This window comes from Bacillus cereus group sp. RP29 (assembly GCF_040459765.1).
In the GTDB taxonomy this organism is placed as follows: Bacteria; Bacillota; Bacilli; order Bacillales; family Bacillaceae_G; genus Bacillus_A; species Bacillus_A paranthracis.
Genome location: NZ_JARVHN010000001.1, coordinates 361,146 through 374,238, shown reverse-complemented (window position 1 = coordinate 374,238; position 13,093 = coordinate 361,146). Strand labels below are relative to the sequence as shown.

Sequence of the window (13,093 nt, the reverse complement as noted above, 5' to 3'; positions counted from 1 at the left end):
TAAGCAAATTATTTAATAATTGTTTTACCTGTCATTTCTTTCGGTTGCTCAACACCAAGAAGTGTAAGCATAGTTGGAGCGATATCACCTAAGATACCACCTTCACGTAATTCTACGTCGTTCTTAGTAACAATGAAAGGAACCGGGTTAGTTGTATGAGCTGTCATTGGCTCTCCGTCAGAAGTTAATTCTTCGTCAGCATTACCATGGTCAGCAGTAATAAGTGCTACACCATCTTTTGCAAGAATCGCTTCTACAACTTTTCCTAAACATTCGTCAGTTGCTTCTACTGCTTTAATTGTTGGTTCCATCATCCCAGAATGGCCAACCATATCACAGTTCGCAAAGTTAAGAATGATAACATCATGTTTATCATTTTCGATTTCATTTACTAAAGCGTCCGTTACTTCGTAAATGCTCATTTCAGGTTTCAAGTCATACGTTGCAACCTTCGGTGAGTTAATTAAGATACGCTCTTCTCCTGGGAATTCAGCCTCACGACCACCGCTAAAGAAGAATGTAACGTGCGGATACTTTTCAGTTTCCGCGATGCGAAGTTGCTTTAATCCCGCTTGCGCAACAACTTCACCTAAAGTGTTATCAAGGTTCATTGGCTTGAATGCCACGTAACCATCTACTGTTTCACTAAAGTGTGTCATACATACGAATTCTGGAATGTGAGGTACTTTTTCACCACGATCGAACTCACGGAAGTCTTCGTTTGTAAATACACGAGCAATTTGAATTGCACGGTCTGGACGGAAGTTATAGAAGATAACTGCATCATCATCATTGATTGTTGCAACTGGCGTGTTATCTTCGTTAACAATTACAGACGGCAATACGAATTCATCGTAGATACCATTTGCATAAGAGTCTTCTACACACTCTTCTGCTGATTTATAAGTAGGTCCTTCACCATTCACCATAGCACGGTAACATTTTTCTACGCGATCCCAACGCTTGTCACGGTCCATGGAGTAATAACGACCAGAGATAGTCGCGAATTGTCCTACTCCTGTTTCTTTAATTACTTCATTTGTTGCATCGATATAGCTTTGTGCTGTTTTTGGTCCAACATCGCGGCCATCTAAGAATGCATGAATGTATACTTTCTCAACGCCTTCTTTAGCTGCTAAGCGAAGAAGAGCAAACATGTGGTTCATGTGACTGTGCACACCACCGTCAGAAAGTAAACCGAATAAATGAAGTGCAGTACCTTTTTCTTTTACGCTTTTAATTGCACTTTGGAACGTTTCGTTCTTATCGAACTCACCTTCACGAATTGCAACGTTTACGCGTGTTAAGCTTTGATATACAATGCGGCCAGCACCGATATTTAAGTGACCAACCTCAGAGTTACCCATTTGACCTTCTGGAAGACCTACTGCCTCGCCACAAGCTGTAAGCGTTGTGTGAGGGAATTTGTTCCAGTAACCATCAAAATTAGGTTTCTTAGCTTGTGCTACAGCATTCCCGTAAGTTTCTTCACGAAGTCCGAAACCGTCAAGAATAATTAGAGCTGTTGGCTTTCTCATTTTACCGCCTCCAGAAGACCTAAGAACGAAGCAGGCTCTAAGCTAGCACCGCCAACTAAAGCGCCGTCGATGTCAGATTGTGCCATGTACTCTTTAATGTTTTCTGGTTTTACGCTACCGCCGTATTGAATACGAACAGCTTCTGCAGCAGCTGGAGAAACAGCTTCTGCAACAACTTTACGGATGTGCGCACATACTTCGTTTGCATCTGCAGAAGAAGAAGATTTACCTGTACCGATAGCCCAGATTGGCTCATAAGCGATAACAGTTGCTTTAACTTGCTCTTCAGTTAAACCTGCAAGTGCTTTTGTCACTTGACCTGCTACTAGATCAAATGTTTTTCCGCTTTCGCGCTCTTCTAAAGTCTCACCACAACATACGATTGGTGTTAAACCATGTTCAAATGCTGCGATAGTCTTTTTGTTTACTGACTCATCTGTTTCAGCAAACATTTCACGACGCTCAGAGTGGCCAAGTACTACGTAGCCTACTTTTAAGTCGCTAAGTGCTACTGGGCTAATTTCACCAGTGAATGCACCATTTTTTTCGAAGTGCATGTTTTGTGCACCTACTTGTAAATCAGTTCCTTCAGTCGCTGCTACAAGGCGCTCTAAGAATAGAGCTGGAGAGCAAACTACTGCATCAACAGCTGAAGCTGCTGGGATTTGACCTTTAACTTCCTCTACGAAGCTAACTGCTTCAGATAGAGTTTTATTCATTTTCCAGTTACCTGCGATAATTGGTTTACGCATGCTTTGCACCGTCCTTTTTCTTTGGCTGCTACTTATTTGTCGTTAAGACAAACTACACCTGGAAGCTCTTTACCTTCCATGAATTCTAATGACGCACCGCCGCCAGTAGAAATGTGGCTCATTTTATCAGCCATACCGAATTTTTCAACAGCTGCTGCAGAGTCACCACCGCCGATAACAGAGTATGTACCTTCTGCATCTGCTAATGCTTGTCCTACTGCTTTTGTACCTTGTGAGAATGGAGTCATTTCGAATACACCCATTGGTCCATTCCATACAACAAGCTTAGAGTTTTTAATTACATCTGCATAAATTTCACGTGTTTTAGGACCGATGTCCACGCCTTCCCAGTTAGAAGGGATAGAGTCGATACCAACGATTTTAGTTGTTGCAGTTTCAGAGAATTCCTCAGTGATTACAACATCAACTGGCATGTAGAAGTTTACGCCTTTTTCTTTTGCAAGTTGCATAAATTCTTTTGCTAGTTCGATCTTGTCGTCTTCACATAGAGATAGACCAATTTCATGACCTAAAGCTTTAACGAATGTGTAAGCAAGTCCGCCACCGATGATTAAGTTATCTACTTTGTCTAATAGATGACGAATTACACCGATTTTATCTTTTACTTTCGCCCCACCGATGATAGCTGTGAATGGACGATCTGGGTTAGAAAGTGCTTTTCCAAGAACATCTAACTCTTTTTCCATTAGTAAACCAGATACTGCTGATAGGTAGTCCGCGATACCTGCTGTAGAAGCGTGAGCACGGTGAGCTGCACCGAATGCATCGTTTACGAAGATGTCAGCAAGAGCTGCAAATTCTTTCGCAAGTTCTGCATCGTTCTTTTCTTCGCCCGCATAGAAACGTACGTTTTCAAGAACTAATACGTCGCCTTCGTTCATTGCTGCAACCATTTCTTGTGCAACTGGTCCGAATGCTTCGTCTGCTTTTTTAACATCTTTACCAAGAAGCTCGCCTAAACGTGCTGCTACTGGAGTAAGACGTAATTCTTCTACTACTTGACCTTTTGGACGGCCTAAGTGGCTTGCTAAAATAACTTTCGCACCTTGCTCTACTAAATATTGAATTGTAGGAAGAGCTGCACGGATACGAGTTTCATCTGTAATTTTGCCTTCTTTCATAGGTACGTTGAAGTCAACGCGGCAAAATACACGCTTACCTTTTAAATCTACGTCACGAATTGATTTTTTGTTCATTGGATTTCCCTCCGACTACTAGTTAGGATTGACAAAACCCACTCAAAAGCTTAACACATTTGCTTTTAAAACGAAAGAAGAGAGAGAGGGAACAAACCCTCTCCCTCGTTTTGTCATTGATAACTTATATAATTAAGAATTAAAGACCTTTTGAAGTCATGTAAGCTGCTAGGTCTACTACGCGGTTAGAGTAACCAGTTTCGTTATCGTACCAAGAAAGTACTTTAACCATGTTACCTTCCATTACCATTGTAGATAATGCATCGATTGTAGAAGAAGCTGTACATCCGTTATAGTCGATAGATACTAATGGCTCTTCGCTGTATCCAAGGATACCTTTTAATTCGCCTTCAGCTGCTGCTTTGAATGCTGCATTTACTTCTTCAACTGTTACTTCTTTGTCAAGTTCAACAACTAGGTCAACTAGAGAAACGTTAGCAGTTGGAACACGTACAGCGCCACCGTTTAATTTACCTTTAAGTTCTGGTAATACTAATGCTACTGCTTTAGCTGCACCAGTAGATGTTGGGATCATGTTTTCAGCTGCTGCACGAGCACGACGTAAATCTTTGTGTGGTAAGTCTAAGATTTGTTGGTCGTTAGTGTAAGAGTGAATTGTTGTCATCATTCCGCGTTTTACGCCGAATTTTTCGTTTAATACTTTAGCGAATGGAGCTAAGCAGTTTGTAGTACAAGAAGCGTTAGATACTACGTTGTGGCTAGCTGCATCGTATTGTTCGTGGTTAACACCCATAACTACAGTGATATCTTCGTCAGAAGCTGGAGCTGAGATGATAACTTTTTTAACTGATCCACCTAAGTGTTTTTCAGCGTCTGCTTTTTTAGTGAAACGGCCAGTAGATTCTACTACGATTTCTACTCCGTAGTCGCTCCATGGTAATTGTGCTGGGTCACGCTCAGCGATAACTTTAATTTCTTTACCGTTAACAACGATGCTGCTTTCGTTAGCAGATACTTCTGCGTTTAAAGTTCCGTGAACTGTGTCATATTTTAAAAGGTGAGCTAAAGTTTTAGCATCTGTTAAGTCGTTGATTGCTACTACTTCTACCTCTGGGTTGTTAAGTGCTGCGCGGAATACGTTACGTCCGATACGTCCAAATCCATTAATACCAATTTTAGTCATTTGAATTTCCTCCTTGGGGGATTATATTAAAGGGTAATACCCTTTGTTAACTGTTTTGCTGCACCTTCATCTGTAATTAGAATTGAAGTGTGCCCTTGTTTAATTACAGCCTGTATTGCCTTTGCCTTTGAAGAACCTCCAGCGACTGCAACAACGTGAGATACATTTTGTAAATCCTCTAGTTGCATACCAACTGTTCTTACTTTATGAACAACATTTCCTTGTTCATTAAAGTAGTAACCGAAAGCTTCGCCAACTGCTTCGCTTGCCTGAATCTTTAACCAATCTGCTTCTGAAGTATTTCTGCGACGTGCCATTGTTAACGCATCACCTATTCCATGAATGACGATATTGGAAGATCGAATCAACTCAAGAACTTCTTTCACGGAAGGCTCTGTCACAATAGACGCATATGCTTCGCTGCTAACATGGTCTGGAACATACAATAAGCGATAATTACTCATCGTATTTTGCGCCATTTTGGCACAAATGGTATTGGCTTCTAACTCGACGCCTTCTCCAATTCCACCACGTGCTGGGACAAATAGCATATGTAAATCTTTGCAATCAAGCTGCATCATGTCCGCAACAGCAGCTAGCGTAGTTCCTCCAGCCACAGCAACGATATTATTCGCTGTCAGACGGTCTTTTATACAAGTCACACAAGCACGGCCCATCTCCAGTTTGACCCAAGGTGATTCATCACTATCACCAGGGACAACGAAAACTTCATCCAAGTCTAATGTTTCCTTAAGTTGCTTTTCTAAAACCTTTAACCCGGAAATTTCTTTCATAAAGTCTTCCAAAGCAAGAACTAAAGCTGTTCCTTCTTCTGTCAAAGTCATTCCAGAAGAAGCGACGTGAACTAAGTTTTGTTCTTTCAAAACTTGAACTTCACTTCGCAATACTCGTTCTGTCATACCGAGACTTGCTGATAAATTTCTTCTTCCAATCGGCTGCATAAGCCTAATGTATTGAAGAATTTGCATTCTCGTTTGCATAACAGGTAGCAGATCAGGTAATAATTTTTTTGTGTTCTGAATCCATGAGCGCATATCTTTTCTCCTCACTACATCGGTTCATTTTCCCTCATGGTCACTTTACGTCCCGTAGTGACATTTTGTGTCCCACATAGGTTAAAAAAATAATCCCTGCTACGTGTATTATTGTAACAGGAGATAGAAACTTATTCAACTCTTAACTGCATTCTTTATATAGTTTATTATGACACCTTTGTGAATGTTACCATATTCTACTTGTTTTCCGTCTATTTCTACAACCGGAATCATTAGATGATATTTTTCTAAAAGGTCATTATCTTCATATATATCTATTTCCTCAATTTGAAAAGAATATTCACATTGTACTTCCTGTAAAACTTGTTTCGCCTTCACGCAAAGGCCACAATCATTTTTTGTATACAGTACAACTTTCATCTTCTTCACCTATCCGATCGTTTTTCGTAATGACGACGCTGGGATGTGCATTTGCTCTCTATACTTCGCCACTGTTCTTCGAGAAATAACGATTTCATGCTCTTCTTCTAACAATTTTGAAATCTTTTGATCTGAAAGTGGCTTTTTCTTATTCTCTGCCTCAACAAGCGTTTGAATAAATTGTTTTACACGCTTTGTAGAGACTGCTTCATCTTCAGTAGTCGAAACGGCATTACTAAAGAACGATTTCATCTCAAATAAACCGTGTGGTGTTTGCACATATTTATTTCGCGTTGCGCGACTAATTGTCGATTCATGCACACTTAACTCTTCAGCTACTTCTTTTAAAGCAAGTGGCTTTAAATACTCCGGACCTTTCCAGAAGAAATCACGTTGTTTTTCCATAATAATGGTCATTACTTGCAAAAGCGTTTGTTTTCTCTGTTTCAAACTACGCATAATCCACTGCACATGCTGATACTTTTCTGAAACGTAAGATGCTACTTCACTTTCACTATTATTAAGAAGCGCACTATATTCAGAATGAATTTCAATTCTCGGCATATTTCTCTCATTCATTTGTAAAACGAGACGATCACCATCTTTTTTCACCGCCATATCAGGCACAATATAAAGTGGTTTATCAGAAGAAAACGCAAGACCTGGTTTCGGCTGTAATGACGTAATACAGTTCACCGCCGATTGCAATTCCTCATTACTACACTTCAACACTTGAACGAGCTTTCGCCAATCTTTCTTCACGAAATAAGCGAAATGGTCTTCTACAACCTCTTCTGCTAATCCATTCCGCCTTTGTAAGCGCTTCAATTGCAAGGTTAGACATTCCTGAATATTACGCGCTCCTACCCCTGCTGGCTCCAGTGATTGGACAAGCTCTACAGAGCGGTCGACTACATGAAGTGGTACGGAAAGAAGATTTGCTAACTCTTCATTCGTTTCTTGTAAATACCCATTTCCATCCATGTTCATAATAATGAAAGAAGCTACTTTTCGCTCTTCTTCCTCTATTTTATAATACTGTATTTGATTTAATAAATGTTGCTGAATCGTTGTAGAATCCACACTGTAGATTTCCATCTGATTCTCGACTTGTTTGCTGGTACTTTTACTGTTGTTAGAGCTCTTTTTCTTCTCCCTCTCAAAACCACCTAACTCAATAAGGGGATTCTCTAACGATTGCTCATACAAAAACTCCGATAATTCTTGTACATTATACTGGAGCATTGTAATCGCTTGCCTTAACTCTTGTGTCATTGCCAAACGTAAGCTTTGTTCTTGTAAAAGACTTGCCTTCAAACTAATCTCCCCCTTGTTTCTATTGTACAATAAGTTTGGTAAAAGGAGAATGCTATCACAGACACCCATTCCAAAATATTATTAATTTATATGTATTAATGAGATTTACAACTTACAACCGAAATTTGAATAATATTGAAAGAAAATAATAACGGAATCATTTTATAACCAAGTACTAATAGTAAATCTTATTATTAGATATAACAAGAGGGAAATAAAAAAAGTCCTAACCTACAAAACGTAAGTTAGGACTTTTTGACGCGCCCAGAGGGATTCGAACCCCCGGCAGACGTGGTACCGGAAACCACCGCTCTATCCGACTGAGCTATGGGCGCATGATAATAGAAAACACTTCATTTTCTTCTCATAATAATAGCAATAAAATCCATCTAAATCAATAAAAATATCCCCGTAATCCTTTATGACGCTTAGTTATGAGTATATTAACAAAGCACCCACCCCTAAATTTTCCAATCATAAATTCACCCCAACTCACAAATTATAATCTTTGAATTGATATTCCAAAGGGGGCTTCATTCAATGACTGTAATTACGAAATTAAAACAAACTGTTTCTGGATTAAAAAGTGCACAAGCTAGCTTAGAGGGATTCGCTCTTGATACGGATAATCAACAAGCTAAGCAACTTTTCCAAACAGCTGCACAGCAAACACAAACGATTATCGATTCTTTAAACCCACGCGTTGAAGAAGTCCAACAAGAAGAACCACAATACTCACAGCAATAACGAATCAGTCTTGCTGTGAAATAGAAAAAGGATGATATGCAGTCATCCTTTTTCTATCACATTACATATTGCAATAGAAATGGAATGATAAATATGCAAAAACTCGGACTCATAACCGTATTATTTGCCCTTCTATTTAGCTCTTTTACCGGATGTGATAATAGTCCTTTAGATAAAAAAGTGAAAGAAGAAGCAAAACGAACGGAGAAAGAGAAAGGTCCAAAGTTAACAAAAACGAGTATGGAATCCTTTAATCAATCTATATCACAAGGAGCCAAGAAAAGAGCTCTCACTATGGATGAAATTATAAAAAGTACAGCAGTAAATTCAAATTTAGATCTCTACATAGCAGTTACACCTGAGCATCACGAAAGATTTGGATTAAAACCTCTCCGTAAGAAGCTCCAAAAGCAGCTAAGTGATGAGCACCCCACTTTCGATGTTCGTGTAAGTACAGATAAAAAAATCTTTGTGTTACTTGAAAAGCTTGAAAGAAAAATTAAGGAAAAGAAAGTATCTAAAGATGAAATTAATAAACAATTAAAATTCATTGGTAAAAAAATGGAGTCTAACACTTAACGCTTTTTAAAAGAAAAGGAAGGTTTGCAATGTCTAGTAAAGATAAAAACTTAACCCCTGTGCAACAGGAATATAAAAAATTCGAGCAAGAACGCGAACCGAAGCGTCCTGTCTTAAAAAACTGTATAAAAGCCTTTTTCGTTGGTGGTTTCATTTGCCTAATTGGGCAACTCATTTCTACTTTTTATATTACGTATTTCGATTTCACTGAACGCTCAGCAGGGAATCCAACAGTAGCAACTCTTATTTTCATCTCGATGTTACTAACTGGATTCGGCGTATATGATCGTCTCGGTCAATTTGCAGGTGCTGGGACAGCTGTACCTGTCACTGGATTTGGTAACTCTGTTGTCGCCGCATGTATCGAGCACCGGACGGAAGGGTTTGTCCTTGGCGTTGGCGGTAACATGTTTAAATTAGCCGGCTCCGTTATTTTATTTGGTGTATTTTCAGCTTTCGTCATCGCACTTATTAAAACGATTCTCGTTCAATGGGGAGGGCTATAAATGTTACAAGGACACCGAACGTGGGTATTTGAAAACAAACCAGTTATTATTTCGACAGGAGTCGTCGGCGGGCCGTTTGAAGCAAAAGGAAAAATCCCCGAAGACTTCGATATCCTTCATGAAGATTTATGGCTCGGACAAGATTCCTATGAAAAAGCACATAAAATTTTGTTCGAAGAAGCTTGTAGCCGCGCCACTGAAAAAGCAGAACTTCGTAAAGACGATATCCAATTTGTACTCGCAGGAGATTTAATTAATCAAATTACCCCTACAAGCTTTGCTTGCCGTACACTGGGTACTCCTTATCTCGGACTATTCGGCGCTTGTTCTACTTCTATGGAAGGTTTAGCACTTGGGGCGAGTATCGTAAATGCAAAAGGCGCAAAATATTTATTAACTGGTGCATCCAGTCATAATACAGCTGTAGAAAAACAATTCCGCTATCCTACCGAATACGGCGGACAAAAGCCACCTACTGCACAGTGGACAGTAACTGGAGCAGGAGCCGCTATTTTAAGTGATACTGGAAACGGCCCTAGGGTAACATCAGCCACAATCGGAAAAGTGGTTGATATGGGATTAACAGATCCGTTTAATATGGGAGGCGCAATGGCTCCAGCCGCCGTCGATACAATTGAGGCCCACCTACGCGAACGCCAAATCGACGCCTCTTACTACGATTTAATCGTAACCGGTGACCTCGGACATGTCGGCCGCGAAATTGCTTATGACTTATTACATAAACACGGAACGAAAGTAACGAGCGAACAGTTTCAAGATTGCGGGCTGCTCATTTATAGAGAAGGGCAACCTGTCATAGCTGGGGCTAGTGGACCAGGATGTTCCGCAACAGTCGTGTACGGTCATTTATTAAACAGAATGAAAAGAGGAGAGTTCAAAAAAATACTTGTCGTTGCGACAGGCGCTTTACTATCTCCACTTACATTCCAACAAGAAGAAACGATTCCGTGCATCGCTCACGCCGTTTCAATTGAATTCGGAGGTGCAACGCAATGATTTTTTTCTGGGCTTTCGTCATTGGCGGACTCATATGTGTAATTGGCCAACTTATGTTTGATGTCGGCAAACTAACACCCGCTCATACAATGGCAACACTCGTTGTTGCTGGAGCTATATTAGATGGATTCAATTTGTATGAACCATTAATTGACTTCGCTGGAGCTGGGGCAACCGTACCTATTACAAGCTTTGGTAATGCCCTCGTTCACGGCGCAATGGAAGAAGCCGCAAAACATGGCATCGTTGGCGTTATTACCGGCATGTTTAAAGTAACAAGCGCCGGTGTATCCGCAGCTATTATTTTCGGCTTCATCGGAGCATTGCTATTCAAACCGAAAGGATAAGGTGTTTGTATGACAGTTATTGCTAGTGTTAAAACCTGCCTTGCTAGTGTAAGGGGGGCTCAAGCAAGTTTAAGCTCCCTTTCTTTAAATTCACAAGATGAAGAATCAAAACGTGTATTTCATGAATGTATGTTAGAAATGGACAGCATCATCGCTGATTTACAGAATAGAGTTTCAGTATTAGAACGTGAAGAACCTCAATATAAAGGGTTTTAAGTAGACTGGAGGAAATGACTATGTCTCACCTGCCGGAATGGACACTTGTCATTCTTCGCTCTGTATTCATATTAATTATTTTATTCGCTATTACGAAATGGTTAGGGAAAAGACAAATCTCTCAGCTCTCCTTTTTTGAATACATAGCCGGAATGACAATCGGTGACATCGCTGCCCAAGTATCTACAGGGCTCGATTCAAAATTTTTCCACGGCGTCTTTGCGATACTCATTTTCGCTGTGGTACCTTTTTTAACAGGAATCCTCTCTTTAAAGAACAAAACAGCTCGGGACTTCTTTGAAGGGAAATCTACCGTATTAATAAAAGACGGAAAGATACTCGAAGACAACTTAAAGAAAGAAAAATATACAAGTGACGAATTACTGGAACTTCTCCGTGGAAAAGATGCTTTCAGCGTAGCTGATGTTGAATTTGCTGTACTAGAACCGAGCGGAGAATTAAATGTATTATTAAAGAAAGATCGCCAACCACTCACAGCAAAAGACATCGGTTTAAAAGTAGCAAACGAAAAAGAACCACAAACTGTTATTATGGATGGCAATGTCTTAGATGAACCGCTATCCGCAAGTGGACATAACCGCGCTTGGCTACATGCTGAACTAGAAAAGCTCGGTGTTGTTATCGAAAATGTCTTTCTCGGTCAAGTTGATTCATACGGACAACTGACTATCGACATTTATAATGACAAACTACAAATGCCTTCTCCTCAAAACAAACCTTTATTATTAGCATCATTAAAAAAATGTCATGCTGATCTTGAACTATTTTCCTTAGAAACAAAGTCGAAATCAGCGAGCGAAATGTATAGTAAAAACGCGAAACAAATCGAAAAGATTTTAAATAAAGTAACCTATCTTTTAAAAGAATAGATATCGAAAGAACGCTTCAGTCAAAAGGCGTTCTTTTCTTTTTTTCTACAGTTTTTATAACGTTTAAATTTATGTAATTCGGTTATGATGTTGAAGATACATAAGCAGGGAATTTCAAAAACATAGCGAATATTTCATGGTACAACTACATATTTTTTTGATTTAAAGTGGTTTCGTTTGACCTTTATTGACCATAATTGTATTATAAGACTAAGAAAGCTTTATAAGGAGGAAATAACAGATGAATTTAATTCCTACAGTAATTGAACAAACAAATCGTGGAGAACGCGCTTACGATATTTACTCTCGACTATTAAAAGACCGCATCATTATGCTTGGTAGCGCAATTGATGACAACGTAGCTAACTCAATCGTTTCCCAGCTTTTATTCTTGGAATCTCAAGATCCAGAAAAAGATATTCACATCTACATCAACAGCCCTGGTGGTTCTATCACAGCAGGTATGGCAATTTACGATACAATGCAGTTTATTAAACCGCAAGTATCAACAATCTGTATCGGTATGGCTGCATCTATGGGTGCATTCTTACTTGCAGCAGGTGAAAAAGGAAAACGTTATGCACTTCCAAACAGTGAAGTAATGATTCACCAACCACTTGGTGGTGCACAAGGTCAAGCGACTGAAATCGAAATCGCTGCTAAACGTATTCTATTCTTACGTGAAAAACTAAACCAAATTCTTGCTGACCGCACAGGTCAACCACTTGAAGTGCTACAACGCGACACAGACCGCGACAACTTCATGACAGCAGAAAAAGCTTTAGAATACGGTTTAATCGATAAGATCTTTACAAATCGTTAATAGATATTTAAAGCGGAAGCGGCTTATTTAGAGTCGCTGGAGCTGGATACATAAAAAAGCGCCTATTACAGGGCGCTTTTTTATAGTTAAATCTCCGCACGAACATACCCCACTCAGTATCCCTCTAAATATATCGGCGATTTTTCAAATATATCGACCGTAACTCCAATTATATCGGCGATTATTTTAATATATCGACGTTTCGACACAACTTATCGACTTACCGACAATTCTCGACAAGAACACACATCCCACATACCCCCACCAACAAGCCCCAAACAACAAAAAAGCTATCGCACATGCGCGATAGCTTCTTATTGTACATATGCAGCTAATGCCTCTAAAGCCTCTTCTGCATCTGAACCTTCTGTTGTAATTGTTATCATGCTACCAGTTCCAATTGCTAAGCTCATAATCCCCATTATGCTCTTTGCATTTACTGTCTTCCCATCTTTTTCGATGAAAATATCTGCATGAAAGCGATTGGCCTCTTGTACAAACAACGCAGCCGGACGTGCTTGTAAACCGTTTTTTAATGAAACCTGAACTCTTTTTTGAACCACA

General features: G+C 39.7%; 16 protein-coding genes and 1 tRNA gene. 8 read left to right on the top strand and 9 right to left on the bottom strand.

Translation table 11 applies throughout. The features are described 5' to 3' along the window. Positions 1-8: 8 nt before the first annotated feature. The 8 genes from gpmI to QCI47_RS01810 form a co-directional block, all read right to left on the bottom strand. The gene (gpmI, locus tag QCI47_RS01845) at positions 9-1,538 is read right to left on the bottom strand and encodes a 2,3-bisphosphoglycerate-independent phosphoglycerate mutase (protein WP_001231150.1); all 1,530 of its coding nucleotides are present in this window, start codon (positions 1,536-1,538) and stop codon (positions 9-11) included. Beyond that, positions 1,535-2,290 (bottom strand): triose-phosphate isomerase, encoded by a 756-nt coding sequence (tpiA, locus tag QCI47_RS01840; RefSeq protein WP_001231036.1) that lies wholly within the window; start codon positions 2,288-2,290, stop codon positions 1,535-1,537. Before tpiA ends, gpmI begins: the two co-directional genes overlap by 4 nt. Before the next feature lie 32 nt (positions 2,291-2,322). After that, positions 2,323-3,507 carry a phosphoglycerate kinase gene (locus QCI47_RS01835; RefSeq protein ID WP_309422157.1) on the bottom strand — a complete coding sequence of 395 codons (1,185 nt, stop codon included), beginning with the start codon at positions 3,505-3,507 and terminating at the stop codon, positions 2,323-2,325. Between the two features lie 139 nt (positions 3,508-3,646). After that, complete coding sequence (gap, locus tag QCI47_RS01830) at positions 3,647-4,651, bottom strand: type I glyceraldehyde-3-phosphate dehydrogenase (RefSeq protein WP_000161231.1); 1,005 nt, start codon at positions 4,649-4,651, stop codon at positions 3,647-3,649. A gap of 26 nt (positions 4,652-4,677) precedes the next feature. After that, a complete protein-coding gene (gene cggR, locus QCI47_RS01825; protein WP_001258187.1) occupies positions 4,678-5,706 on the bottom strand; it encodes a gapA transcriptional regulator CggR in 1,029 nt (342 codons plus the stop codon). A gap of 135 nt (positions 5,707-5,841) precedes the next feature. Next, positions 5,842-6,087 carry a glutaredoxin family protein gene (locus tag QCI47_RS01820; protein ID WP_000869738.1) on the bottom strand — a complete coding sequence of 82 codons (246 nt, stop codon included), beginning with the start codon at positions 6,085-6,087 and terminating at the stop codon, positions 5,842-5,844. A 9-nt stretch (positions 6,088-6,096) separates the two neighbouring features. Beyond that, positions 6,097-7,404 (bottom strand): RNA polymerase factor sigma-54, encoded by a 1,308-nt coding sequence (gene rpoN, locus QCI47_RS01815; protein ID WP_000647974.1) that lies wholly within the window; start codon positions 7,402-7,404, stop codon positions 6,097-6,099. 259 nt (positions 7,405-7,663) lie between these two features. Then, positions 7,664-7,739, bottom strand: a tRNA-Arg gene (locus QCI47_RS01810). Between the two features lie 205 nt (positions 7,740-7,944). Between QCI47_RS01810 and QCI47_RS01805 the strand changes: the two genes are divergently transcribed. The 8 genes from QCI47_RS01805 (at position 7,945) to clpP (ending at position 12,529) form a co-directional block, all read left to right on the top strand. After that, complete coding sequence (locus tag QCI47_RS01805; protein WP_000216166.1) at positions 7,945-8,151, top strand: DUF1657 domain-containing protein; 207 nt, start codon at positions 7,945-7,947, stop codon at positions 8,149-8,151. 93 nt (positions 8,152-8,244) lie between these two features. Then, the gene (locus tag QCI47_RS01800; RefSeq protein WP_076868054.1) at positions 8,245-8,730 is read left to right on the top strand and encodes a YhcN/YlaJ family sporulation lipoprotein; all 486 of its coding nucleotides are present in this window, start codon (positions 8,245-8,247) and stop codon (positions 8,728-8,730) included. Between the two features lie 29 nt (positions 8,731-8,759). Further along, positions 8,760-9,236 carry a stage V sporulation protein AC gene (spoVAC, locus tag QCI47_RS01795; protein ID WP_000095407.1) on the top strand — a complete coding sequence of 159 codons (477 nt, stop codon included), beginning with the start codon at positions 8,760-8,762 and terminating at the stop codon, positions 9,234-9,236. Further along, entirely contained in the window at positions 9,237-10,253 is a 1,017-nt protein-coding gene (spoVAD, locus tag QCI47_RS01790) for a stage V sporulation protein AD (protein WP_000938956.1), read from the top strand. Further along, positions 10,250-10,600: a stage V sporulation protein AE gene (spoVAE, locus tag QCI47_RS01785; RefSeq protein WP_000575919.1), complete on the top strand. Its 351-nt coding sequence runs from the start codon at positions 10,250-10,252 to the stop codon at positions 10,598-10,600. The genes spoVAD and spoVAE overlap by 4 nt, the downstream gene beginning before the upstream one ends. A 9-nt stretch (positions 10,601-10,609) precedes the next feature. Next, positions 10,610-10,816, top strand: coding sequence for a DUF1657 domain-containing protein (locus QCI47_RS01780; protein WP_000215908.1), 207 nt, complete (start codon positions 10,610-10,612; stop codon positions 10,814-10,816). Positions 10,817-10,836: 20 nt separating this feature from the next. After that, the gene (locus QCI47_RS01775) at positions 10,837-11,706 is read left to right on the top strand and encodes a DUF421 domain-containing protein (protein ID WP_000018909.1); all 870 of its coding nucleotides are present in this window, start codon (positions 10,837-10,839) and stop codon (positions 11,704-11,706) included. Between the two features lie 241 nt (positions 11,707-11,947). After that, entirely contained in the window at positions 11,948-12,529 is a 582-nt protein-coding gene (gene clpP, locus QCI47_RS01770) for an ATP-dependent Clp endopeptidase proteolytic subunit ClpP (protein ID WP_001049162.1), read from the top strand. 314 nt (positions 12,530-12,843) lie between these two features. Here the strand turns inward: clpP and QCI47_RS01765 are convergent, their stop codons facing one another. Then, positions 12,844-13,092, bottom strand: coding sequence for an HPr family phosphocarrier protein (locus QCI47_RS01765; protein ID WP_000250307.1), 249 nt, complete (start codon positions 13,090-13,092; stop codon positions 12,844-12,846). Position 13,093 lies beyond the last annotated feature (1 nt).